Origin of the sequence: Levilactobacillus koreensis JCM 16448 (assembly GCF_001435525.1) — a bacterium.
In the GTDB taxonomy this organism is placed as follows: domain Bacteria; phylum Bacillota; class Bacilli; order Lactobacillales; family Lactobacillaceae; genus Levilactobacillus; species Levilactobacillus koreensis.
The window spans coordinates 14,210-38,034 of the sequence record NZ_AZDP01000064.1; the positions used below are offsets into that span (position 1 = coordinate 14,210).

The window sequence follows — 23,825 nt, forward strand, 5'->3', positions numbered from 1 at the left end:
TGGTTGTCAGAAGGTCATCGTCACCGGATGGCTAGGAGAAGTTATTGTTATCGACCGGAACTGAAATATAGGTTGTGCAAGAAATTAACGGTGAAGTGACTGTCCCCACAAACTAACAGAAATTCTGACTAGCGAGGGTATAGCTCTTTTATCGTTGAATACTTGTGGGTCAGACGATATTGTTATGAGTTCAGTTAGAGATTCTAAACTGTTGTTTTGTGGAAGTACAATCTGAGCCGGAGGAGGCCAGGGATGTAGCCGGCCGTGGTAATCTTGTTAGCTGGCCGCTGGCTAGCTAACAAGATGGGCGACTTTTAAGACACGGGCTCTTCGTGGCTTAAAAGCGAGCGAGAAGACTGGTGTTCTTCCAGTCTGAAGCGTCCCCACAGCAGGCGGAATCCCTGGCAGCCGGAGTACGGTCAATCTACACCATCCCTGGCAACTAATTTCATCAAGGGGCAGGGGAGTTTGTAGGGGCGCATACCACAACGCCCGCTATAAAAAGATAAATAAGCCCTCATGGCCCCACGGTGCGAGAAAATTTGGTAGAATGAAACTAATTACAGTTCAGGAGGGATTGCCAGTGAATTTTAAAGAAAAAGATCCAGAATTATGGGGCGCCATTGCTAAGGAAGAGCAACGACAAGAAGATACGATTGAATTGATTGCTTCCGAAAACATTGTGAGCGAAGCCGTACGGACAGCACAAGGGTCCGTGTTGACGAATAAGTATGCTGAAGGTTATCCGGGTAAACGATACTATGGGGGTACCCAATACATTGACGTGGTAGAGCAACTTGCCATTGACCGGGCTAAGAAGCTGTTTCACGCTGAATATGCGAATGTCCAACCCCACTCCGGGTCGCAGGCCAATCAAGCCGTCTATGCGGCATTTTTGAAGCCTGGCGACACGATTTTGGGGATGGGGCTTGATGCCGGTGGTCATTTGACCCACGGTGCCAAGGTCAACTTCTCTGGTAAGATCTACAACGCCTATAGTTATGCGTTGAATCCCGAAACGGAACTCTTGGACTACGACATGATTCGCGAGGTGGCTCAGAAGGTCAAGCCGCAGATGATCGTTGCTGGGGCTTCCGCGTACTCCCGGTTCATTGACTGGAACGCCTTTCGTAAAATTGCGGATGAAGTTGGGGCCTACTTGATGGTTGACATGGCCCACATTGCCGGTCTGGTCGCCACGGGCTTACATCCTAGTCCAGTGGGAATTGCTGACGTAGTGACGACAACCACGCATAAGACGTTGCGGGGACCACGCGGCGGCTTGATTCTTTCCCAAGAAGAGAATGCCAAACGCATTAACTCGGCTGTGTTCCCCGGCACCCAGGGTGGTCCATTAGAACACGTGATTGCCGGTAAGGCAGCAGCATTTTTCGAAGACCTACAACCGGAATTCAAGGACTACGCTAAGCAGATCATCGTGAACGCTCATGCCATGGCCGATGAGTTTACCAAGTTACCGGCCGTACGTGTGATTTCTGGCGGGACGGACAATCACTTGATGACCCTCGATCTGTCGGCAACGACCCTCAATGGGAAGCAGGCGCAGGACTTGTTGGATAGCGTCATGATCACGACCAACAAGGAAGCCATTCCGAATGAAAAATTGAGTCCGTTCAAGACGTCTGGGATTCGAATTGGGACGCCAGCCATCACCACCCGCGGCTTCAATGCCGATGAATCACGGGAAGTGGCTCGACTGATTGTGCAGACGATTACGCACCCTGACGACGAACAAGTCTTGGCCGATGTGCGGCAACGCGTTCATGCATTAACCAGTGCCCACCCGTTAAATGCCTTACCCTAGAAAAAAGTTTTAGAAAAAACGTTTTCATTTAAAATTTGTCCGTTTTGGTAGCGTAGATAATGGTACAATTGTAAGAAATCATAAAGGAGCGTTTATTCATGGGGAAGTTTCAAGTACTTGACCACCCGTTGATTCAACACAAACTGACGATTATCCGGAACAAAGACTGTGGGACCCGCAGCTTTCGGGAGGTAGTCAACGAAATCTCGACTTTAATGGCATATGAGGTTTCACGTGATATGCCGCTACAAGATAAGAAGATCGAGACGCCAGTGGCTAAGATGACGGCCAAAGAGCTTTCCGGTAAGAAAGTGGCCATTGTGCCGATTCTGCGTGCTGGGATCGGGATGGTCGACGGTATCCTTGAGTTGATCCCTGCTGCTAAGGTAGGTCACATTGGGATGTACCGGGACGAAGAAACACTCCAGCCTCATGAATATTTCGTTAAGTTGCCGTCTGACATTGATCAACGACAAGTCTTTGTTGTGGACCCAATGTTAGCAACCGGTGGCTCTGCTATCATGGCGATTGACGCACTGAAGAAGCGTGGCGCTAGCAACATTAAGTTTGTTTGCTTGGTATCCGCTCCTGAAGGGGTCAAAGCCCTGCGCGAGAAGCACCCGGACGTTGACATTTATACGGCGGCGCTTGATGACCACCTGAACGAAGATGGCTACATTGTGCCTGGTCTCGGCGATGCCGGTGACCGGCTGTTTGGGACGAAGTAAACTTTAAAGAGATTCGGCTAATGAGGCCGAGTCTCTTCTTTGTTTCAGTAAGGTCACTTTTTTAATGATTGAGGTCAGTTTTTTAGCGGGGCCATTGCGCACGCAAATAGACTGTGAAAACGCTAACTACCCTTTTAGGGCCTGAATTTTACCCGACTAGTCGGGAATGTTTAGCCTGTGAAAAATTGTTTTGTTTTTTATTAGGATTGGTGGTATCATTTCCAGTGTATTTGAATGGAGCGCTCGCTTCGTTCGCTATTCCGCATTTCGTGAGAGAACCGCTTGCATGAGGGGGTTTACCTTAGGAATTGCGTCCATATAGTGTTGAAAAGAGGTGATATTCGGTGAGTGATGATCCAGTTTCAACCTTCCAGTTCTTGGGACTGACATTTAGTACTGCTAACGTTGTATCCGGTTTGGTTGTTTTCCTGCTGGTGATAGCAGTCGTTTTTTTCACTTCTAGGAAATTGGCCATGAAGCCGACCAAGGGGCAAAACTTCTTGGAATGGTTGATTGATTTTACCAACGGAATTTTGAAGGGATCCATTCCTGCCGGCGATGTCGGTAAGTTCGGTTTGTGGGGGTTCACTCTGTTCCTGTTTCTCTTTCTTTCTAACGAAATTGGGTTGTTTATCCAGGTGGCGACCCGAAGTGGGGCAACGATTATGCGTAGTCCAACTTCAGATCCTATCGCGACGTTGACGTTCTCGTTGATGACGATGATGATTGCCCAATTCGCTGGTGTTTGGAAATTAGGTTACAAAGCGCACTTTGCAAACTACATGAAACCCTTTGTGTTCTGGCTTCCGATCAGTATTTTTGAGGAATTCACGAACTTCTTGACGTTGGGTCTTCGTATTTTCGGGGTTATCTTCTCTGGTGAAATGCTATTAGGAGTAATCTGGGATCTGGCAGTTTCACACGGTATTGTAACGATGATTATTGCATTGCCAATCGAAATGGCTTGGCAAGGGTTCTCCGCGTTCTTAGGGGCTATCCAAGCGTTCGTTTTCGTTACGTTGTCATCAGTTTATATTTCTCAAAAGCTAGAACTCGAGGAATAAGTTTTATCTAATTTAAGGAGGAAACACAGATTATGGGAGCTATTGCAGCTGGTATTGCTATGTTTGGTGCCGCCATTGGTGGGGGTATCGGTGATGGTATCGTTATTTCCAAGATGCTAGAAGGTATGGTTCGTCAACCTGAATTATCAGGTCAATTACGGACGAACATGTTTATTGGTGTTGGGCTGGTTGAAGCCATGCCTATCATTTCCTTCGTTGTTGCTTTGATGGTTATGAACAAGTAGTTACAACGAACAACCGGTAAAATTTGTAAATATCTGATAGCAAAAGGAGGTGTCAATAGATGCTCTCACATTTAGTAGTTGGTCAGACGCTTTACTTTGGAGATTCGCTTTTCTATATTATTAGTTTCGTACTTTTAATGTGGATCATTAAGATCTTTGCATGGGGTCCAGTGACGAAGATGATGCAGGACCGGGCTGATAAGATCAGTAATGATATTGACTCAGCAGAAAAGTCCCGTACCGATGCCGCTAGCTTGGTTGAAAAACGCCAAGCAGCCTTGGCAAATTCTCGTTCTGAAGCCCAAACGATTGTGAGCGATGCCAAGTCCAATGGTCAACAGCAACGCGAACAAATCGTGACGCAAGCACAAGCGGACGTTCAGACGATGAAGCAAAATGCCCAAAAGGATATTGAACAAGAACGTCAAGACGCTCTGTCCGATGCCCGTAACGATGTGGCGGATTTATCTATTGAGATTGCTTCCAAGATCATTCAACGAGAATTGAAGGCTGACGATCAAAAGGCGTTAATTGATTCTTATATCGAAGGGTTGGGGAAGCAACATGAGTCTTAATAGGGCAACGGTAGCCAAGCGCTACTCTAAAGCATTATTTGATTTGTTGTCCGAAAAAGACCAACTGGAGTCAGGCTACACAGAGCTACAAGAACTTCGGCGTATCTTCCAGGACAACCCAAAATTGAGCACGATGCTCTCAGACGCTAGCCTGCAGGTTGCTGATCGCGAAGCGTTACTTCAACCACTGTTGAAGCAAGCATCACCGTATATCAAGAACCTGATTCAAATGGTCTACGACTACGGTCGCGTGGAAAATTTGGTCGATATTATCGATCAATTCCAGGTCCTATACGATGAATTACATCACACGGTTTACGCACAAGTGACGACGGCAGTAGCCTTATCTGATGACCAAAAGTCACAGATTGAGACGGCTTACGCTAAGCGAGTGGGTGCCGAAAAGGTCATTTTGAGCAGTCGGGTTGACCCCGCTGTGATTGGTGGCGTCATCGTTAAGGCTGCTGATACGGTTCTTGACGGTAGCTTACGAACTAAAATTAATCGTTTACGGCAGCAACTGCTAGCATAACGAATTCGGTGATAAAGAGGTGAAACTTTCATGAGCATTAAAGCTGAGGAAATCAGTGCTCTAATTAAACAACAATTAGAAAGCTATCAAGATGAAATCTCAGTTGAAGAAACTGGTACGGTTACTTACGTTGGTGACGGTGTCGCTCGGGCCCACGGTCTGAACAATGCGTTACAAGGTGAGTTACTGTTGTTTGATAACGGGGTTTATGGGATGGTCCAAAACCTCGAAGCCAGTGACGTTGGTATTGTTATCTTGGGTGATTTCACTGGAATCACTGAAGGCGATACCGTTAAGCGGACTGGCCGAATCATGGAAGTTCCCGTTGGCGAGCAATTAATTGGCCGGGTTCTTAACCCATTGGGTCAACCAATTGACGGTAAAGGGGACATTTCCACAGACAAGACGCGTCCTATCGAACATAAAGCACCTGGTGTTATGGACCGGCAAGGGGTTAGTGAACCTCTACAAACCGGGATCAAGGCCATCGATGCTTTGGTTCCAATTGGTCGTGGCCAACGTGAATTGACCATTGGTGACCGGAAGACTGGGAAGTCCTCCATTGCCATTGACACGATCATTAACCAAAAGGGTCAAGACATGATCTGTATTTACGTTGCCATTGGTCAGAAGGCTTCTACGGTTCGTGCACAAGTGGCGACGCTGGAACAATACGGCGCAATGGACTACACAATCGTCGTTACGGCGAGTCCTTCTGAACCAGCACCTATGCTGTACGTGGCACCATATGCCGGTGCAGCGATGGGTGAAGAGTTCATGAACAACGGTAAGCACGTGTTGATTGTCTACGATGATTTAACCAAGCAAGCCGATGCTTACCGTGAACTTTCATTGATTCTGCGGCGTGCACCAGGTCGTGAAGCTTACCCTGGTGACATTTTCTACACCCACTCTCGTTTGTTGGAACGGGCAGCTAAGTTAAGCGATAAGCTTGGTGGCGGTTCAATGACGGCTTTGCCTGTCATCGAAACCAAGGCCGGTGACGTTTCTGCTTATATTCCAACCAACGTTATTTCCATCACCGATGGTCAAATCTTCCTGAACAGTGATTCCTTCTATTCAGGTATTCGACCAGCCATGGATGCCGGGACTTCTGTGTCTCGGGTTGGTGGGGACGCTCAAATCAAAGCCATGAAGAAGGTTGCTGGGACGTTGCGGTTGGACTTATCTGCCTACCGTGAACTGGAATCCTTTGCCCAATTCGGTTCTGACTTGGATGCCGCTACTAAGGCACGATTAGACCGTGGTGCCCGGACCGTGGAAGTCTTAAAGCAAGGCTTGCACGAATCCGTTCCGGTTGCCAAGGAAGTTATTATCTTGTTTGCACTGACTCATGGTCATTTGGACAAGCTTGAAGTGGCTGACGTCTTACGTTACCAAAACGAACTGTTTGATTACATGGACGCTAGTCACCAAGACCTTGAAGACACGATCACGACGACCGGGAACTTACCTGAGGGTAACTCTCTGGAAGACGCCATTGCTGAATTCGATACGACTTTCCAGCCGACTGCCAAAGCAGATGATACGGCGGCCAACTCGGCTGATTAAGAGTACTTGAAGGAAGGATGGTGAGAAATAATGGCTGAATCAATTCATGACGTTCAACGTCGAATTACGTCCACGAAGGCGACCCGTCAAATTACGGCGGCGATGCACATGGTCTCGACGGCGAAGTTAAATAAGATTCAGAAACAAGCAGTCGGCTACCAAGACTATGTTTCTAAGGTTAAGGCTGTCGTCATGCATCTTTCGCAGTCTCATCTGTTGGATAATTCCTCAAGTAGCCTGCAGTCGAACCGTCCAGTAAAGAAAACCGCATATTTAGTGATCACCTCCGATCGTGGAATGGTTGGGAGCTACAATAGCAGCGTTTTACGGGATGCCAATGCGTTCATTAAAGAACGGACGCCAAATCCTGACGACTACATGGTGTTAGCCGTTGGGGGCACTGGTGCTGACTTTTACAAGCACCGTGGCGTTAACGTAGCTTATGAATACCGTGGCGTCAGCGACGTTCCTGAATTCAATGAAGTTCGGGAAATCGTTAAGACGGTTACCACGATGTTCAACAACGAGGTCTTCGATGAACTCTTCGTATGCTACAATCACTTTGTAAACCGGATCTCATCCCGTTTTCGGGCTGAAAAAATGTTGCCAGTCGATGGGGAAGCCCTGTCTTCTGATGCGGCAAACGATACGAAAACGACACCGTTGACGGCTGAGTACGACACAGAACCTTCTGAAGAGGGTGTGCTGCAGGTCGTCCTGCCACAATACGCAGAAAGCTTAGTTTACGGTGCGATTTTGGACGCAAAGACGGCCGAACATGCATCAAGTACCAATGCGATGCAGTCTGCTACTGATAATGCCGATGATTTAATTGCGACCCTGCAGCTGCACTATAACCGTGCGCGTCAAGCAGCGATCACGACTGAAATCACCGAAATTACCGGTGGGCAGGAAGCCTTAAATAACTAATTACGGGAGGAATTAACGAATAATGAGTGCTGGTAAAATTGTTCAAGTTATCGGACCTGTTGTTGACGTTGAATTCCCGCTGAACGATGAATTACCTGATATCAACACTGCCCTTAACATCAAAAAAGATGATGGTAGTATCCTTGTAACCGAAGTTGCCTTGGAATTAGGTGACGGGGTTATGCGGACCATTGCCATGGACGGTACCGATGGTCTTCGCCGGGGATTGGAAGTAGAAAACACTGGTGCTTCTATTTCTGTTCCTGTTGGTGACGACACACTTGGTCGGGTATTTAACGTTCTCGGGAATCCCATTGACGGCGGTGCCGAATTTGGACCAGACGCAGAACGGATGCCAATTCACCGTGATGCACCTAAGTATGACGAATTAAACCCTACGACTGAAATCCTGGAAACTGGGATCAAGGTTATTGACTTGCTCGAACCTTACGTTCGTGGTGGGAAGATTGGGTTGTTCGGTGGTGCCGGTGTTGGTAAGACCGTTTTAATTCAAGAATTAATTCATAACATTGCTCAAGGCCATAACGGGATTTCCGTCTTCACCGGTGTTGGTGAACGGACCCGTGAAGGTAACGATATGTACTGGGAAATGAAGGGGTCCGGGGTTCTGAAGCAGACGGCCATGGTTTATGGTCAAATGAACGAACCTCCTGGTGCCCGGATGCGGGTTGCCTTGACTGGTTTGACGATTGCGGAATACTTCCGTGACGTTAAGGGCCAAGACGTTCTGTTGTTCATCGATAACATTTTCCGGTTCACGCAAGCCGGTTCTGAAGTTTCTGCTCTGTTAGGGCGGATTCCTTCAGCCGTTGGTTACCAACCAACGTTGGCTACTGAAATGGGTCAGTTACAGGAACGGATCACGTCGACGAAGAAGGGGTCTATCACCTCGATCCAAGCCGTTTACGTGCCTGCCGATGACTATACCGACCCTGCTCCTGCCACGACCTTCGCCCATTTGGATGCGACGACTAACTTGGAACGTTCTTTGACGCAACAAGGGATTTACCCAGCCGTGGATCCACTGGCTTCAACGTCAACTGCCTTGGCCCCTGAAATCATCGGTCAAGAGCACTACGATGTTGCCACGGAAGTTCAACACGTCTTACAACGGTACCATGAATTGCAAGACATCATCTCTATTTTGGGGATGGATGAACTGTCCGATGAAGAACAGACGATTGTTAACCGTGCTCGGCGGATTCAATTCTTCCTGTCACAACCATTCTCCGTTGCTTCGCAATTTACGGGTATGGACGGGAAGTACGTTAAGTTGGAAGATACGATCCGGAGTTTCAAGGAAATCCTCGATGGGAAGTATGACGACCTACCAGAAGATGCCTTCCGGAACTGTGGCGCTATCGAAGACGCCGTTGAGAAAGCGAAGAAAATGAACGCTGCCGTTGCCGACAAGTAGGGAGGGATTCTAATTGGCTGATAATCAATCAGTGTTATCTGTTAGTATCGTTACCCCTGATGGTCGCGTCTATGAAGGAGACAGTGATTTACTGGTTGTCAAAACGACAATTGGTGAATTAGGGATCATGCCGAATCACGTGCCGCTCATCGCTTCACTCGAAGTTGATGAGACGCGGGTAAAATTAGGCGATCACGAAGACGAAATTGCCGTTAACGGTGGTTTCATTGAGTTCTCCGACAATGTGGCGACCATTGTTGCGGACAGTGCGGAACGTCAAGACGATATTGATGTTGATCGGGCGCAGAGTGCACGTCAACGGGCTGAAGAAACGATCAAGAAGGCACAAGAGTCTCATGATCCAGATACTTTAGCGCGGGCTGAAGTCGCTTTGCGGCGTGCCATCAACCGGATTAACGTTGCTAATCATTAAATATTGTGTAAACCATTTTTGGTTCGCTTTAAGCGGGCACTTCCATTGCGGAGTGCTCGCTTTTTTGATACCCTGGTATCAGGTTCGTTCGGTTAACGTGGTTAATAAAAATATTTGTAATATTACAAATGCCGATTTTAAAGGAATCTCAGGGACACACACGAAAAATTATGCTATAGTTAGTGAGAATGTTTAGGAAGGATTGAGGTAATGAAACTCATTGGGTTACAGGCCATATTAACGATCATCAGTCACTTGTCCTTTATCGCGTTAGCTTTTTGGGCGATTTCGGCGTTGCACATTGAGCGATTAATGACGTTTTACCCTCGCCAATCGCGCGTCTTGATTGTGATGTTAGCGGTTGCGGTTGGCTTTGCTTGTAGCTCATTCTTTTTGGACTTCATCAATAACGTTCGTAATCTAGGCTATCTGTTGTGATTGGCCTATAAAAATCTTTGGAGGTATCCCATGGAAAAAATTGTCGTTCATGGTGGGAACCGCTTATCTGGTGTGGTCCACATTGAAGGGGCCAAGAATGCCGTATTGCCAATCTTAGCAGCGTCCATTCTGGCTCAAGACGGACTCACTCATTTAGCAAATGTTCCAGTTTTGTCTGATGTTTATACAATGAATAAGGTTCTCCGTTTCCTGAACTTGCGCGTTGATTTTGACGAAGCCAAGCGGGAAGTGACGATCGACGCGACGAAGCAAGTTTCCAGTGAAGCGCCGTTCGAATATGTCTCCAAGATGCGGGCTTCTATCGTCGTCATGGGGCCACTGTTGGCTCGTCTCGGCCATGCCCGGGTAGCGTTACCTGGTGGTTGTGCAATCGGTACGCGACCAATTGATTTACATTTAAAGGGCCTCGAAGCTTTGGGCGCCCGAATCGAACAACATGATGGGTACATCGAAGCCTTTGCCGATCGGCTACAAGGTAGTCACATTTACTTAGATTTTCCAAGCGTAGGGGCCACCCAGAACATTATGATGGCCGCTTGTTTGGCAAACGGGACAACCGTGATCGATAATGTTGCCCGCGAACCCGAAATCGTTGACTTGGCAAATGTCTTAAACAAGATGGGCGGCCGGGTCCGCGGTGCGGGGACCGAAACGTTACGGATCGATGGGGTCGAAAAGATGCACGGTGCCGAACACAGCGTAGTCCAAGACCGAATTGAAGCCGGGACGTTCATGGTCGGTGCTGCCTTGACACACGGGAACGTGTTGATTAAGGATGGTATCGTTGAACATAACAAACCTTTAATTTCAAAAATGCAAGAAATGGGCGTCCAAGTTACGGAAGAACCTGCTGGTATCCGTGTTATCGGACCAGACAAGCTCAAGCCAACGGACGTGAAGACGTTGCCATATCCGGGCTTCCCAACCGACATGCAGCCACAGATGACCATTCTACAACTGGCCGCTGAAGGTACGAGTACCATGACCGAAACGGTATTTGAAAACCGCTTCATGCATTTGGAAGAATTACGCCGGATGAACGCGCAATTCCAAATCAATGGTCGCACGGTCGTGATGCATGGCCCAACTGATTTCAACGGTGCCGAAGTGGCCGCCACGGACTTACGTGCCGCAGCTGCTCTGGTTCTCGCTGGCCTAGTTGCCGATGGCTACACGCAGGTCACGAACCTGAAGTACTTGGATCGCGGCTACTACGACTTCCACAAGAAGTTGAGTGCGCTGGGGGCTGAGGTTAAGCGGATCGATGTTCCTGACGATGATACTGTTGTGTTGAAGAATACCCACGTTAATAATTAAGTAATCATGAGGTGGCAGTGTTTGCCGCCTTTTTGTTTTTGTTAGGTGAAATGGGGGAGCTAACTGGTCGGTCAGAGATGACGCCTGCTGTGGGGACGCTTCAGCCGAAGGACGGGCTTCTCACTCGCTTTGAAGCCACACAAAAATCGTGTGTCTTCAAAGTCGCCCATGCCATTATCACGGCTGGCTCCGTCCCTGACCTCCTCCGACTTAAACTGGTTTTTCTTGCAATCGTAGTTGAATGACGAGAAACGCTGAACTTTAAATTGTGTCTGCGGTAGGCTATGTCGTCATCAATTTATTGTTGAACGGAGGATCTGCTTCAACTCATTTTGACGAGATTTTTTCTTAGTTGAGAATTTTATCCCAAATATAAGCTAATGCTGTTGGTCTTCTGATCTCGACGGCTATACTGTTAGTGGTCAATCTGAGCCGGAGGAGGCCAGGGGTGTAGCCAGCCGTGTCGACGATGTTAGGCGGGGTTCTTTCCCGGCTTACATCGTGGGACGACTTTGGAGATGTGTGGTTTTCACGGCTTCAAAGCGAGGCGGAAGCCCGGTCCCTAGGCTGGAGACGTTCCCCATGGCAGGCGGAACCCCTGGCAGCCGGAGTGCGGCCGTTTTATATAACCCAAGAAAACGGTAACAAAGGGGCTTAACCGAACATTCCCCGAGAAATCATTTAGTGTTCGCAAGGATTATGGTATAATGAAATGTTGAAAATTGGCATTAAAAATCAGGAGGACGCATAAGTATGGCGAAAGACATTGGAATTGACCTAGGGACCGCGAACGTTTTAATCTACGTGGTCGGTAAGGGTATTGTATTAAACGAACCGTCCGTTGTGGCAATCGATACCAAGACGGATAAGGTATTAGCGGTGGGCTCAGAAGCTTACCGAATGGTTGGACGGACACCAGGTAACATTCGGGCCATTCGTCCCCTTAAGGACGGGGTCATTTCTGATTTCGATATTACCGAAGCCATGCTCTCCTACTTCATTAACAAACTTAGTGTCAAAGGTTTCTTATCCAAGCCTAACATTATGATCTGTGCACCCACGAACATCACGGAAATCGAACGCAAGGCCATCATTCAGGCTGCTGAAAAATCTGGTGGCGCCAAGGTTTACTTGGAAGCTGAACCTAAGGTCGCTGCGTTGGGTGCTGGGATGGATATCTTCAAGCCTAGTGGTAACATGGTCATTGATATGGGTGGGGGAACTAGTGACATTGCCATCCTTTCTCTGGGTGACATTGTGGCTAGCCGCTCAATTCGCGTTGCCGGTGATCGGATGAACTCTGAGATCGTCAATTACGTTAAGCGTAACCACAATCTGATTATTGGGGAACGGACCGCTGAAACCATCAAGATCAAGATTGGGACAGCTTACCCAGAACCTGGCAATGAAGAAAAGACCATGGCGGTACGTGGCCGGGATTCCGTTAGTGGGATGCCTACCGAAGTGACGATTACCGCCGCTGAGGTTGAAGAAGCTATTCATGACTCCGTTGAACAAATCGTTTCCGCAGCAATGGCTGTCTTGGAAACGACACCACCAGAACTGGCCGCTGACATCATCGATCGGGGCATCATGCTGACTGGCGGGGGTGCTTTGTTGGACGGTATCGACAAGCTGTTCTCAGAACGGTTGACCGTTCCCGTCATCATTTCCGAAGACCCACTGGACAATGTGGCTAAGGGTGCCGGCGTTCTGCTGGAACACATGGATACGAAGACGGCTAAGGAAAACAACGACTAGTGAGTCATTAAAGGGGGACTGGCGATGCGTCACCTACTAAGCTTCTTGGTGCGGGGATATCAGCGGTTTATTTCGCCGTTATTTCCACCGACCTGTCGGTACTATCCGACCTGCTCAACCTATATGTTGCAGGCGCTAGAGAAGCATGGCGCATTCAAGGGAAGCCTCATGGGCATTGCGCGTATTTTACGGTGTCAGCCGTTCGTTCGGGGCGGCGTGGACCCAGTACCGGATCATTTCACCCTGAAGCGTAACGTGGCAGCGGAGAAAGAATACCGTGAAGCCATGAAATTGGATCAAGAACCCCCCATCAAGTAAAGGAGAGTTGGCATGAGCAAACGAGAAAAGTCTGTAGAAGTTACCGTTGACGACCAAAAACTGCCGGACGGTGGCACGATGTCCGTGTTAAAGATTGGCGATGAAACCATCGGGACAGTTACCCCAATGGATGACCGTTTCGAAGCCCAATTGAATGACGGCGACGTTTACCGTGTAAAAACGGTCGACGAAGGTGTCGAACTCCTGTTGCGGGACTACCACCTGCATCGCGGTTAATAAATTTTAGTAAAGTTGGCCGGAGTGTGACGTTATCGTACACTTCGGCCTTTATACTTACAATGTGCGTGGACGACGAGACGGGCTTGACCACTGGATAATGGCGTGGTCGGCTAGTCGTCTTGGTGACTGCCGGGTTGGCGGTAGGGCTTTAGCGCTGGTCAACTTAGGGAAAGTCACTAAGGAAACAATCTATTTTGAATTAAGGAGCAATCATTGTGGCAAAGAATGCGACGGAACAACGAAGCGAGCCTGATTCCCGGATCGATTGGGGAATTATCTTCTGTGTCCTGATGTTAGCGCTGATTGGGCTAGCATCAATCTACGTGGCGGCGACCCACGATAGTAGTGCCACCAGCATTACGTCGGCCGTGGTTTCCCAATTGATGTGGTACATCATCGGGACGGTCGCCATCGTGATTATTATGCAATTTGATTCAGAGCAACTGTGGAAGGTGGCACCGGTGCTTTACTGGCTGGGAATCTTCCTGTTGGTAGCCGTGTTAGTCTTCTATAGCCGGGTTTACTACCAAAATACCGGGGCGAGAAGTTGGTTTGCCATTGGCTCACTGACCTTTCAACCCTCAGAAGTCATGAAGCCCGCCTTCATCTTGATGTTGGCCCGGGTCGTGACGGAACACAACAACGCGAATCCCCTGCATACGGTGCGGACGGATTGGGTGCTGATTGGCAAATTGATTCTGTGGACGTTACCGGTCGCCGTGTTGCTGAAGGCACAAAATGACTTCGGAACCATGTTGGTGTTCTTTGCCATCGTGGGTGGGGTCTTACTAGTGTCAGGAATCACCTGGAAAATTATTGCACCAGCCTTTGGGACGGTTGCCGTTGTTGGGGGGACCGCATTGACGTTTGTCACCACTGACTGGGGTCGCAAAATCTTGGAACGTGTCGGCTTTCAGGCTTACCAATTTTCCCGGGTCGACAACTGGTTACATCCTTCATCCGATACGTCAAACTCCGGGTATCAACTCTGGCAAAGCATGAAGGCCGTTGGGTCCGGTGGTATCTTCGGAACCGGCTTCAACGTGTCCCATGTGTATGTGCCCGTCCGTGAGTCCGATATGGTCTTCTCCGTTATCGGGGAAAACTTCGGCTTCATCGGCGGATGTATCTTGATCTTCCTGTACTTCCTGTTGATCTACCAAATGATTCGGGTAACGTTTGATACGAAGAACGTGTTCTACGCCTACATCTCGACCGGGGTCATCATGATGATTCTCTTCCACGTGTTCGAAAACATTGGGATGAGCATTGGTCTCTTGCCACTGACGGGGATTCCGTTACCGTTTGTTAGTCAAGGGGGGTCCGCGTTGATTGGGAACCTGATAGGGATTGGTTTAATCATGTCAATGAGGTATCATTATAAGAGTTACATGTTTAGTCGTAACGAATCGTTTAAGTAGAAGGAGACTATTTACACATGAGTGAAATGGTAAAGTATTTCTGGACTAAAGCTGTTAACGACGGTACGCGAATTGGTTTAACGACCGAGGGTCAAGACGAACTGGGAACGATTAAGTTTGCTAAATTGCCAGAAGTTGGCGACGACGTGAAGAAGGGTGAAAACCTGTTGAGCGTTGAAGCTGACAAGGCGGTTTCGGACATTCCTAGTCCAGTTTCTGGTAAGGTTGCGGCCGTTAACCCGGCATTAGCCAACGATTTCGATGCTTTAAACGGTAGCGATGTAGATGCTGCATGGTTCGTCGACGTTCAAGAGGACTAAGCACGAACTGAAGCATGGCGTTATTCCTTTTTGGGGATGACGCTTTTTTTAGTAGATTAGTTTAAAGCGGTTTAAAGCAGATTAAAGCAGATTCCGCACTCCGGCTACCAGGGACTACACCTGCTGTGGGGACGCTTCAGCCTGAGAAGCGGGCTTCTTGCTCGATTTGAAGCCACGAAAAGCACGTGTCTTTGTGTAGGCTAGCAAAGGCTGCCAGCCAACACAATTACCACGGCTGGCTCCGTCCCTGGCCTCCTGAAACATGCTACACCATTTCCCCTTTAGTAAGACGTGTCTGATCATCTACTTAATGCGATTGTGGATAATAAGTGGGTACTGGCTAACTGTGAGTTATAAATGTTGATAGATGGCTTCTTGCTAGTTACAAACGTAAGAGTTGAGCGGCACAACTAATGCTACAGTAGGCGGTCTGCTCGTGCCCCTAATCGGTTGAAACGATAATTCTAGTAGATACTTAGGGTTTTTATCGTTGGTCGGGTATAATGAAGGTGGCGGCAGTTAGTGAAACTTCTCAAGTAAGGACAGTTAACTAGTTACCAATCTGCTTGGTATATACATACATCTAATGTCGGTTGAGATTTATTGGTGAGGGTTGCACGTGCTGATGTAACGCAAAGGGCATGGAAGTAGCTAATCCAGTTACCAGATATGGGGCTGGAGGAGGTCTTTCAACGTTTGTTATGGCAACCGCAGTATACATATAGTTGACTTGCTACCAAAGCAATCAACCAACAGTTTTTAAATCTAAGGGAATGGAGTGAGTGATATGCAAGAAAAGAATGTTTTTCATATCAACGGGTACCTGGGATTAGTCATTGTTTTAGCACTGATCATCGGGGGCGGCTTTTTACTGGCGACCGGTACAATGGTCGTGTTGGGTGGCTTGGTGATCGTCGTGGCCGTTTTGGCCGCTAGCAGTCTGACCATTATCAGTCCCAATCAGTCTAAAGTGCTGACGTTCTTTGGTCGGTACATTGGGACGATTCGCGAGGCCGGGCTTTACTTGACGGTGCCGCTGACAAATAAGTCGACGGTGTCATTACGAGTGCGTAACTTTAACAGTGCCATCTTGAAGGTCAACGATCTCCAAGGGAATCCTGTGGAAATCGCAGCGGTTATCGTTTTCAAGGTCGTCGACACCAGCAAGGCGTTGTTCTCGGTGGAAGACTACGAACAGTTCGTAGAGATCCAAACGGAATCCGCTATTCGTCACGTGGCTTCCGAATATGCCTATGATAATTTTGGCGATGGGAAAGAATTGACGCTACGGAGTAATCCGACCGATGTCTCAAATCGACTGACCGAGGAGTTGCAAGAACGATTGAACGTGGCCGGTGTCAAGATTATCGAGACTCGGTTGACGCACTTGGCTTACGCAACCGAAATTGCTTCGGCGATGTTGCAACGGCAACAGTCACAAGCGATTCTGTCAGCACGAAAGATCATTGTCGAAGGGGCCGTGTCCATTACGGAAGGGGCCATCGATCGGTTGGGTGCCGAGACAAATTTGAAATTAACGGACAACCAAAAGTTGCAATTGATCAATAACATGATGGTTTCAATAATTAATGAACGGGGGTCGCAACCGGTGATCAATACCGGGAAGATCGATTCGTAATCAAATGTATGGAGGGTTTTTGATGGATGAACAGATAGGCGCGGTCATGCAGCAACTCGCGACGTTAAATGAGCAGGTCAGAAACGGTGAGGTCTACCAATCGCTGGGTACACGGCTGGGAAAAGTCATGGACGGCATTCACCGGCAGCGCCGGACGCCCGTGACGCTTCCAGATGACGATGACGGGGTGAAGGACATCTTGACCGAACTGACCCGCCAACTGGGTGAAAATGTTCCAGTGACTTTGTCGCGGGAAAAATTAGGCATTTTGGTTGACCACCTATCCTCAACTGACCCTCAGATTCGGTATAACGGTATTAATTTCTCGGTATACGATGCCTTGCAGCAGGATGCGCTTGATTCCGCGCAGATGAAGTACCTGTTCGAGCGGTTAACGCAACAGGACGATTTGTTTGACCATATCCTCGAACCGGCTAATGCAGCCGTCTTTGGTCGCTCAGCGCGCTTGGCCTTACTGGCGGTCCTGCTCCACTTTATGGACCCCATCAATGCGCGCGATGTGGACTTGCGACCAATCGTGTTGCTCACAGCGACCTATATTTGCTTGGAGACGGACACCCGCGGTTTCGTGAATCATCAGGGCTGGGCGCACGCCTACACGGCCATCACGGACCTGTTAGCGGTCTTGGCGGGTAACAGCGACCTGCCACGAGCCGATAAGCTATTTCTGTTGGTCACACTGATGGAACGGCTGAAACGGCTGACCACGCCGCTGATCTATGGCGAAAATGACCGGATGGCGACGTATCTGGTGGAGTTGGCCAACCGCCATCCGCTGTATGAGACGACCTTTCTGATGACGCTTAAGCAGTGGCGTCAGCAAGTGGCCTATAAGCGGCGGCCCGACACCATCGCCGGGTGGAATCAGTTCTTTAACCGCAAACGGCTGGTGGACGCACTGCGCTTACACCAAGACCTGCCAGCCAAGCTCCGTGATTACTTGAACTCAACTATCGATTTTTTAGGCTGATTTTATTCTCAATTTTTAAGAGAAATGGTATACTGAAGGCTAACCGAAATATATACGATAGGATGAGTGACAACATGGAAACGAAAAGCAAGTTACACGTAGGTCTATTATTCGGTGGTAATTCCTCGGAGCATGATGTGTCTAAGCGTTCTGCCCACAACATCTACGATGCAATGGATAAAGCCAACTACGATGTTAGTCTATTTTTACTGACACGGGATGGTTTTGTGCTAAGTGACGCAGCTTCACGGCGCGTCTTCGATGGCGAAGACGAGGCCACCGTTGCGGCTGAGGAAAAGACCAAGGTAGACCCTTCCAACCCATTGGCACCCATTTGGAATTTATCTCAGGCAAAGGATATCGATGTTTTCTTCCCAATTATTCATGGTAATTTGGGTGAAGACGGTACGATCCAAGGGCTTTTCCGCTTATTGAAAAAGCCTTATGTGGGGAGTGGCGTCTTGGCATCGGCTGTGTCCTTTGATAAGGATATGACGAAGCAGGTTTTGACGGCCCATGGCATTCGCAACACGAAATACGTGGTGTTAACGCCGGATAACCGCGACGCATTTGATTACGCCACGGTCCAAGCTAAATTAGGCGACAACGTCTTCATCAAGCCCGCAAACCAAGGGTCTTCGGTCGGAATTCACAAAGCAGGCAACGCCCAGGAGTACAACGACGGTATTGCTGACGCTTTTCGGTACGATTACAAGGTACTGGTTGAACAAACGATCGATGGTCCCGAGGAAGTCGAAATTTCCATTTTGGGTAACGAACGTCCCGAAGCCTCTAAACTGGGTGCGATTCGGGTACCAAAGTCGGATGTTTTCTACGACTACAACAACAAGTTCGTCGATGCTAGCGGGGTGACCTTTGAGGTGCCCGTCGAATTACCAGAAGACCTGACGCAGGAAATCACGCAAATGGGGCTTCAAACCTATGCGGCATTAGGCCTTAAGGGGATGGCCCGTATCGATTACCTGGTCTCCAAGGATGGGGTGCCATACGTGGGTGAGGTCAACACCTTACCTGGGTTCACCAACATCAGCTTGTATCCACAATTGTGGCAAGCCACGGGGATTAGCTACGCCGACCTGATCGACCGCCTGATTCAACTCGCTTTAGATGAGTTCAAGGTGCAAGACCAACTGGCTTACGACTTTATTCCACTGAGCGATAATTCAGCGGCCTCAACGTACAAGCCGAAGAACTAGCTAGATAAGCGGAGGCTGACGGATACAGGCACCGGCATGTCGTTCTGCTTAGTTGACGGTGGTTTAGCAGAAGACCAACTTTGAAGACTTGCAATTTGCTAGTCTTCAAGGTGTGTTTGCAACGTTCCAGCCCATATTTGGCGGGCAGTAAGGCAAAGGACACATTAGGTTGCCTAATTCTTATAAGAATTAAAAGCAACGACAAGTCGGCTGGGAGCGGAAACGTTCCGGTCGGCTTTTTTTTGATGGGGAGGGATTTTATGCGTGAGAAATGGCGTCAACTACGGCAGAGTTGGCGACGGGGGTTGACATCGCCGGGGTTGTTCCGGGGATGGGGTCTGTTGATCTTGGAATTTAGTGGCCTCCGGTTGCTGGCGACGCGGCCGGGCTGGTCGGTAGCACTTGTTTTGGTGCTAGTGGCGACATTGGTGACCAGTGCCGTTCAGCTGACCCAGCTGGCATTGACGCTGGCCAACGTTCCCGTTAGTGACCGCCGTGTCAGCTATCGGTTGGCCGCACAGCACTGGGTCACGTGGTGTGGCGTGCTAGTTGCCGTGGCTATTTTAACGGTACCGTGGGGACTATGGGGGCTTGGCAGTCGTTTTTTGGTGCGTCTTCCCGTGCCAGCTAGCTGGGTCAACTTTGTCGGGCTTAATCGGCGTCCAGTCTTAATGGTTGCGGCGGTCGTTTATTTTCTGATTGCTGGCATCGTGCTCTTGCGCGGGCCCCATTACTTTCGCCGACTCACCCCACAATTAACGCAGCCGGGGTCTATCTGGCAAATGGTTACGGGCCTAGTGACGGGTGGCGGGCTGACCCTGCTGTGGCTGGGCGCTAGTGAGCTGCTGGTGGCCGTTAACGTCTGGGTGGGACAAGTTATGCAAGCTGGTCGAAGAGTCGTGGCTAGCACGTCACTGTGGCTAATTTTAATGGGGTTTACTTTAGTAGCGATTTTGACGGTGATCACGATTATTTGGAGTTGGACGGGGCAACAACCGCAGCGAGCCAGCTATTATCGGCGGCCGATTTGGCGGCTGGCCATCGTCGCCGGGGTGATAGGTCTGGCTGTCGTGGGGCAGACGATGACGCAGACCCCGCAGTTTACGACGGCCACCTTGATCAGTCACCGGGGCGTCGACCATCATCAGGCCGTGCAGAATTCGATTACGGCGTTGCGATTGATTCACCGGCAGCGGCCGACCTACGTCGAGATGGACCTCCATGAGACGCGGGACCATCAGTGGGTGGTCTTGCATGATGAGAATCTGCAAGTGCTTGCGAAGAAACGCGTCACACCGCACCAATTGACCCTGCGTCAGCTTCAACGGTTGACGTTACGCGAGGATGGTCATCAAGCAAAATTAGCGGGGTGGCCGGCATATCTGAAAACGGCCGAGCACTTACACCAACGCTTGCTGGTCGAAATTAAAACGACCCCGCAGGATTCACGGGGGATGACGCGCCGATTTGCCCGACAATACGGGACACGGCTAGTCCGTGACCATGCAGCGGTCCATTCGCTGGATTACCGGGTCGTCCGCCAGCTGCGAGAGATAGCGCCCCAGTTGAAAGTGGGGTACATTACGCCATTCAACTGGGTGGCGCCCAATGTGGTGCCGGCCGACTTTTATTCCTTTCAGCGGATCTCGATGAGTCAGCAATTCTTGGCCGCTGCGCACAGTACTGGCGCGCCAGCTTACGTGTGGACGCCGGATTCACATGCGGCGATGACCCGGACCTGGGCGTTAGGGGCCGATGGCCAGATCACCAATGAGCTGACGCGGCTACGGGCAGTGACCCAGCAGAATCCGGAAGCCAACTGGTGGGCGGTCGTCCAGAACTTTATTTTGAGCTATGTTTAGAACGGCGTGTGGTTAAAGACAGGGGTAATGGTCTTGGCCGCACGTTTTTGTTTGGTGAAATACCATTTATAACAGTAACTAAATGAATTAATGACGAATGTTATGTCGTATTAATAAATTTATATACGGTAGGGAAGCCGCTAATATAAATATATTTATTTTAAAATGATAAAATGGTATAGACAGATTAGAGTTCCTTCATAAATTGGTTTATTGCTTGTAATTCCTTACAAATCGCTTATTATAATAATTAATGATGAAGCGACCGAGCGGTTATCATCATCATCAGGGAAAAATCATCGGTGAATCGTGTGACGGGTCGGGGGACGATTGCTGGTGGTCGCTTAGACAAATGTTCGGTTTTTATCATTAATTGGTAAGTTGCCCAGCATCACGATTCGTGAGGGAGAGATGAGATGCGTTTACTAGGGAATAAGATCAAACAATACCGTAAGCAAAAGAATTTATCGCAACAGGAGCTCGCCGAGGGAATCTGTACGCAAGCGACTGTGAGTCTGATGGAGAAGAAAAATAAGGTGCCGAGCATCAAGATTATTTTGCAGATCTGTCGGCGACTGAATGTGTCACTGGGAGATATTTTGTCTGGACTTGGCAGTAGCATGGATGACCAGTTTGAGGCCATTTCTCAGGCAATTCGGCACGACGATTATCCAACGGCGGGTGAGTTGTTGACCAAGGTCAATATGACCAGCGTCCAGAATTCATTTGACCGGGAACGATATCACTATTATCGCGGCTTTATTGAATTAAACACGCACAATCGGCCGGATGAAGCTATTTTCCATTTTAATTTATTATTGCACCGGTCTTACCGGATGCCGTGGGACCTGTATGCTATCGTCGGTAACGTGGGGATGGCCTCGGCTTACGTTGCGCGTAAGGAGTTCGACAAGGCCCACTATTACTTGAACGAAGCTGCGGGATACTTGGATGATTTCGAGTGGCACGACGAAGCTAACTTTAAACGGTTAGTCTGGGCGCGCTACCAGATTGCGCTGATGTACTTGGAATTAGACCAACCGCAACTCGTCATTGAAAACGTGGAAGCGGCGTTGACCGCCGTGAAGAAGCAAGCCTCCTTGTACCTGATCGATGTCTTGTACGAGGTTCGCGGTCAGGCCGAACAAGCCTTGCTAGCAACCGTGGCTGCTAAACGGAGCTTGACGATTGCGAAAACGTTGGCGTTAGTGACGCACAACGTAGCCTTACAGGAACGTTTAACGACGTCTCCACTAGGCGCAGTAGCCGATTGAAGTTGAATAAATAAGGAAACCAGCCGAATTAACTTATTTAGGCTGGTTTTAATTTACAAAATAAAAAAACACCGCTACCCGAAATTCGGGAGCGGTGTTGCTGTTTCAAGCTAACTTAGCCTTCTGGTTTGGTAACCTTGGCTGGTTGGTTGTTCAGATCAGTCCGAACAACGATAACGTCGCAGACAGCAGTCCGGGTCACGTATTCAGTTACAGAACCGATAAGGAGCCGTTCAACGGCATTCAGTCCAGTAGCACCGATCATAATCAGGTCGGTATCGTTATCCCGGGGAACGTCGCGAGCAATAATGGTCTTTGGCGCCCCGTATTCAATCGCGTAGTCAATGCTTTGCAGGCCATCAGCCTTTGCATCGGCAACGTACTTGTCGAGTGTCTTCTTTGCCGTTTCCGTGACTTGTTCAACCATGCTGGTATCGAAGCTGGAAATGTTTTGGAAAGCCCGCGTATCAACAACGTGAACGAGATGTAAATCAGCATCGTTACGTTTAGCCACAGCGACCGCCTTCTTAAAAGCTAATTCGGCTTCGTAGGACCCGTCAACTGGAACTAAAATGTGCTTGTATTGTTGTAACATATTGTTCACCTCTCATTACTTTATACTCTTATCATACGTTATTTACCGCCAAATAAAAAGCAAAATGGCAAAAAAGGTGACGAAAGTTGTAACCGGTTACCCCTTAGGAAACCAGTGCAACAAGATGAGCTGGATGGCCATGATAGCGATGACCCCAACCAATAAAACGGCCGCTAGAAAAATCGTATTGTTCATGATGGTTGCAGCGGCCGAGAACCCACCGATGATCATCATGATGATTCCACCAATTGATAGGACACGTTGTAATTCACGACTTTCTTCGGGATGAAAAACTAGAAATGGCCGTTGGCGGTGACTAAAAAAGTACCAGCCAAGCCCAAAGGAAATCAGGGTGTAGCAAATCATTAGAATCGTTATAGCCAAGAGAGGACTCCTCCTTAAATTATCTATTGCCTAGTATACCCGAGTCCAGGCGTAAAAGCAGTAGGGGAGTGAAATTAGTGGTGGGGAACCAATTTCTTCTTAGGTCAGGAATTACGGCTTGGGTCAGAAAGTGTAACGGGATAGTTAAGCTTATTAGAGCAAACTTCAATAGGCCAACCGTACCCGAGGTGTCTGTTAAGTAGAGCTGAAGTTTATCCTATGCGACCAGTATTGCATAGGAATTGCCGACTAAATTAGTTATAACGCGGCTGAAAAGTTAAAGGTTCTTGGATTCTCAACCAGTATAATTGCAGATATCAATCAGAGCCGGAGGAATCCCTGTCAGCCGGAGCGCGGTCATATTTAGCAAATCCATGGTTTTAAGAGACACCCAGGAAAGATTAATGGGCAAAAGAAAAAGGCCATTCAATGGAATGGCCTTCAAAGCACGAGGCTTTGGTTGATCTAAGTGGTGCCGTTAATTGTCCAGTCATGTTGACCCGCGATGACAATGCAGGGGGGAGCGTCTGATAAAGTTTTTGACTTCCAAGTGAAAAGGCATGTCAGCTACGATATCGTTAGGCGTTCCCGTTTAAGAATTACTTGTTCGGCAACTTGTAGTGAGACAACGCGTACACCTTAGAACCACTTGTATATTATCATATAAATAATAAAAATACAATTT

The 23,825-nt window shown here is 48.7% G+C and carries 24 protein-coding genes and 1 other RNA gene; 22 read left to right on the plus strand and 3 right to left on the minus strand.

Annotated features, from left to right (window positions below):
- Window positions 1–583: 583 nt before the first annotated feature.
- The 22 genes from glyA (at window position 584) to FC99_RS05370 (ending at window position 22,161) form a co-directional block, all read left to right on the plus strand.
- Complete coding sequence (glyA, locus tag FC99_RS05255; RefSeq protein WP_048732196.1) at window positions 584–1,825, plus strand: serine hydroxymethyltransferase; 1,242 nt, start codon at window positions 584–586, stop codon at window positions 1,823–1,825.
- A gap of 98 nt (window positions 1,826–1,923) precedes the next feature.
- Window positions 1,924–2,553: a uracil phosphoribosyltransferase gene (upp, locus tag FC99_RS05260; protein ID WP_048732195.1), complete on the plus strand. Its 630-nt coding sequence runs from the start codon at window positions 1,924–1,926 to the stop codon at window positions 2,551–2,553.
- A 344-nt stretch (window positions 2,554–2,897) separates the two neighbouring features.
- Window positions 2,898–3,617 carry a F0F1 ATP synthase subunit A gene (gene atpB, locus FC99_RS05265; protein WP_048732193.1) on the plus strand — a complete coding sequence of 240 codons (720 nt, stop codon included), beginning with the start codon at window positions 2,898–2,900 and terminating at the stop codon, window positions 3,615–3,617.
- Between the two features lie 32 nt (window positions 3,618–3,649).
- Complete coding sequence (atpE, locus tag FC99_RS05270) at window positions 3,650–3,862, plus strand: F0F1 ATP synthase subunit C (protein WP_048732192.1); 213 nt, start codon at window positions 3,650–3,652, stop codon at window positions 3,860–3,862.
- Window positions 3,863–3,921: 59 nt separating this feature from the next.
- Window positions 3,922–4,437 carry a F0F1 ATP synthase subunit B gene (atpF, locus tag FC99_RS05275; protein WP_048732190.1) on the plus strand — a complete coding sequence of 172 codons (516 nt, stop codon included), beginning with the start codon at window positions 3,922–3,924 and terminating at the stop codon, window positions 4,435–4,437.
- Window positions 4,427–4,969 carry an ATP synthase F1 subunit delta gene (atpH, locus tag FC99_RS05280; RefSeq protein ID WP_048732188.1) on the plus strand — a complete coding sequence of 181 codons (543 nt, stop codon included), beginning with the start codon at window positions 4,427–4,429 and terminating at the stop codon, window positions 4,967–4,969. Before atpF ends, atpH begins: the two co-directional genes overlap by 11 nt.
- A 30-nt stretch (window positions 4,970–4,999) precedes the next feature.
- Window positions 5,000–6,541 carry a F0F1 ATP synthase subunit alpha gene (gene atpA / locus FC99_RS05285; protein WP_056986486.1) on the plus strand — a complete coding sequence of 514 codons (1,542 nt, stop codon included), beginning with the start codon at window positions 5,000–5,002 and terminating at the stop codon, window positions 6,539–6,541.
- Between the two features lie 30 nt (window positions 6,542–6,571).
- The gene (locus FC99_RS05290; RefSeq protein WP_048732185.1) at window positions 6,572–7,471 is read left to right on the plus strand and encodes a F0F1 ATP synthase subunit gamma; all 900 of its coding nucleotides are present in this window, start codon (window positions 6,572–6,574) and stop codon (window positions 7,469–7,471) included.
- A 22-nt stretch (window positions 7,472–7,493) separates the two neighbouring features.
- The gene (gene atpD / locus FC99_RS05295) at window positions 7,494–8,909 is read left to right on the plus strand and encodes a F0F1 ATP synthase subunit beta (RefSeq protein ID WP_048732183.1); all 1,416 of its coding nucleotides are present in this window, start codon (window positions 7,494–7,496) and stop codon (window positions 8,907–8,909) included.
- Between the two features lie 13 nt (window positions 8,910–8,922).
- On the plus strand, window positions 8,923–9,342 hold the full coding sequence (locus FC99_RS05300; RefSeq protein WP_048732181.1) for a F0F1 ATP synthase subunit epsilon: 420 nt from the start codon (window positions 8,923–8,925) through the stop codon (window positions 9,340–9,342).
- 210 nt (window positions 9,343–9,552) lie between these two features.
- Window positions 9,553–9,780 carry a DUF1146 family protein gene (locus FC99_RS05305; RefSeq protein WP_048732179.1) on the plus strand — a complete coding sequence of 76 codons (228 nt, stop codon included), beginning with the start codon at window positions 9,553–9,555 and terminating at the stop codon, window positions 9,778–9,780.
- A 30-nt stretch (window positions 9,781–9,810) separates the two neighbouring features.
- On the plus strand, window positions 9,811–11,118 hold the full coding sequence (murA, locus tag FC99_RS05310; protein ID WP_048732177.1) for a UDP-N-acetylglucosamine 1-carboxyvinyltransferase: 1,308 nt from the start codon (window positions 9,811–9,813) through the stop codon (window positions 11,116–11,118).
- 753 nt (window positions 11,119–11,871) lie between these two features.
- Window positions 11,872–12,879: a rod shape-determining protein gene (gene mreB, locus FC99_RS05325; RefSeq protein ID WP_048732171.1), complete on the plus strand. Its 1,008-nt coding sequence runs from the start codon at window positions 11,872–11,874 to the stop codon at window positions 12,877–12,879.
- Window positions 12,880–12,903: 24 nt separating this feature from the next.
- Window positions 12,904–13,197, plus strand: coding sequence for a membrane protein insertion efficiency factor YidD (gene yidD, locus FC99_RS05330; RefSeq protein WP_048732170.1), 294 nt, complete (start codon window positions 12,904–12,906; stop codon window positions 13,195–13,197).
- Window positions 13,198–13,209: 12 nt separating this feature from the next.
- Window positions 13,210–13,434 (plus strand): DUF2969 domain-containing protein, encoded by a 225-nt coding sequence (locus tag FC99_RS05335; RefSeq protein WP_048732168.1) that lies wholly within the window; start codon window positions 13,210–13,212, stop codon window positions 13,432–13,434.
- Window positions 13,435–13,652: 218 nt separating this feature from the next.
- The gene (locus tag FC99_RS05340) at window positions 13,653–14,858 is read left to right on the plus strand and encodes an FtsW/RodA/SpoVE family cell cycle protein (RefSeq protein ID WP_048732167.1); all 1,206 of its coding nucleotides are present in this window, start codon (window positions 13,653–13,655) and stop codon (window positions 14,856–14,858) included.
- 17 nt (window positions 14,859–14,875) lie between these two features.
- Window positions 14,876–15,178, plus strand: coding sequence for a glycine cleavage system H family protein (locus FC99_RS05345; RefSeq protein ID WP_048732165.1), 303 nt, complete (start codon window positions 14,876–14,878; stop codon window positions 15,176–15,178).
- A gap of 787 nt (window positions 15,179–15,965) precedes the next feature.
- Window positions 15,966–16,817, plus strand: a complete 852-nt coding sequence (locus FC99_RS05350; RefSeq protein WP_048732163.1) for an SPFH domain-containing protein — start codon at window positions 15,966–15,968, stop codon at window positions 16,815–16,817.
- A 22-nt stretch (window positions 16,818–16,839) separates the two neighbouring features.
- The gene (locus tag FC99_RS05355) at window positions 16,840–17,808 is read left to right on the plus strand and encodes a DUF2785 domain-containing protein (protein ID WP_048732161.1); all 969 of its coding nucleotides are present in this window, start codon (window positions 16,840–16,842) and stop codon (window positions 17,806–17,808) included.
- A gap of 74 nt (window positions 17,809–17,882) precedes the next feature.
- Window positions 17,883–19,025 carry a D-alanine--D-alanine ligase family protein gene (locus FC99_RS05360; RefSeq protein ID WP_048732159.1) on the plus strand — a complete coding sequence of 381 codons (1,143 nt, stop codon included), beginning with the start codon at window positions 17,883–17,885 and terminating at the stop codon, window positions 19,023–19,025.
- A 260-nt stretch (window positions 19,026–19,285) separates the two neighbouring features.
- Complete coding sequence (locus FC99_RS05365; RefSeq protein ID WP_048732158.1) at window positions 19,286–20,887, plus strand: glycerophosphodiester phosphodiesterase; 1,602 nt, start codon at window positions 19,286–19,288, stop codon at window positions 20,885–20,887.
- Between the two features lie 416 nt (window positions 20,888–21,303).
- A complete protein-coding gene (locus tag FC99_RS05370; RefSeq protein WP_048732156.1) occupies window positions 21,304–22,161 on the plus strand; it encodes a helix-turn-helix transcriptional regulator in 858 nt (285 codons plus the stop codon).
- A gap of 115 nt (window positions 22,162–22,276) precedes the next feature.
- On the opposite strand, the gene FC99_RS05375 is transcribed toward FC99_RS05370, so the two are convergent.
- The 3 genes from FC99_RS05375 to ssrS form a co-directional block, all read right to left on the minus strand.
- Window positions 22,277–22,756, minus strand: a complete 480-nt coding sequence (locus tag FC99_RS05375; RefSeq protein WP_048732154.1) for a universal stress protein — start codon at window positions 22,754–22,756, stop codon at window positions 22,277–22,279.
- Between the two features lie 96 nt (window positions 22,757–22,852).
- Entirely contained in the window at window positions 22,853–23,140 is a 288-nt protein-coding gene (locus tag FC99_RS05380; protein ID WP_048732153.1) for a hypothetical protein, read from the minus strand.
- A gap of 458 nt (window positions 23,141–23,598) precedes the next feature.
- A non-coding RNA gene (ssrS, locus tag FC99_RS14455) (6S RNA) lies at window positions 23,599–23,789 on the minus strand.
- Between the last annotated feature and the right edge of the window lie 36 nt (window positions 23,790–23,825).

Excerpts from the sequence above, each read along its gene's own strand:
- upp (WP_048732195.1), top strand. The coding sequence starts at position 1,924 with ATGGGGAAGTTTCAAGTACTTGACCACCCGTTGATTCAACACAAACTG.
- atpE (WP_048732192.1), top strand. The coding sequence starts at position 3,650 with ATGGGAGCTATTGCAGCTGGTATTGCTATGTTTGGTGCCGCCATTGGT.
- atpF (WP_048732190.1), top strand. The coding sequence starts at position 3,922 with ATGCTCTCACATTTAGTAGTTGGTCAGACGCTTTACTTTGGAGATTCG.
- atpH (WP_048732188.1), top strand. The coding sequence starts at position 4,427 with ATGAGTCTTAATAGGGCAACGGTAGCCAAGCGCTACTCTAAAGCATTA.
- atpA (WP_056986486.1), top strand. The coding sequence starts at position 5,000 with ATGAGCATTAAAGCTGAGGAAATCAGTGCTCTAATTAAACAACAATTA.
- FC99_RS05290 (WP_048732185.1), top strand. The coding sequence starts at position 6,572 with ATGGCTGAATCAATTCATGACGTTCAACGTCGAATTACGTCCACGAAG.
- atpD (WP_048732183.1), top strand. The coding sequence starts at position 7,494 with ATGAGTGCTGGTAAAATTGTTCAAGTTATCGGACCTGTTGTTGACGTT.
- FC99_RS05305 (WP_048732179.1), top strand. The coding sequence starts at position 9,553 with ATGAAACTCATTGGGTTACAGGCCATATTAACGATCATCAGTCACTTG.
- murA (WP_048732177.1), top strand. The coding sequence starts at position 9,811 with ATGGAAAAAATTGTCGTTCATGGTGGGAACCGCTTATCTGGTGTGGTC.
- mreB (WP_048732171.1), top strand. The coding sequence starts at position 11,872 with ATGGCGAAAGACATTGGAATTGACCTAGGGACCGCGAACGTTTTAATC.
- yidD (WP_048732170.1), top strand. The coding sequence starts at position 12,904 with ATGCGTCACCTACTAAGCTTCTTGGTGCGGGGATATCAGCGGTTTATT.
- FC99_RS05335 (WP_048732168.1), top strand. The coding sequence starts at position 13,210 with ATGAGCAAACGAGAAAAGTCTGTAGAAGTTACCGTTGACGACCAAAAA.
- FC99_RS05345 (WP_048732165.1), top strand. The coding sequence starts at position 14,876 with ATGAGTGAAATGGTAAAGTATTTCTGGACTAAAGCTGTTAACGACGGT.
- FC99_RS05350 (WP_048732163.1), top strand. The coding sequence starts at position 15,966 with ATGCAAGAAAAGAATGTTTTTCATATCAACGGGTACCTGGGATTAGTC.
- FC99_RS05355 (WP_048732161.1), top strand. The coding sequence starts at position 16,840 with ATGGATGAACAGATAGGCGCGGTCATGCAGCAACTCGCGACGTTAAAT.
- FC99_RS05360 (WP_048732159.1), top strand. The coding sequence starts at position 17,883 with ATGGAAACGAAAAGCAAGTTACACGTAGGTCTATTATTCGGTGGTAAT.
- FC99_RS05365 (WP_048732158.1), top strand. The coding sequence starts at position 19,286 with ATGCGTGAGAAATGGCGTCAACTACGGCAGAGTTGGCGACGGGGGTTG.
- FC99_RS05370 (WP_048732156.1), top strand. The coding sequence starts at position 21,304 with ATGCGTTTACTAGGGAATAAGATCAAACAATACCGTAAGCAAAAGAAT.
- FC99_RS05375 (WP_048732154.1), bottom strand. The coding sequence starts at position 22,756 with ATGTTACAACAATACAAGCACATTTTAGTTCCAGTTGACGGGTCCTAC.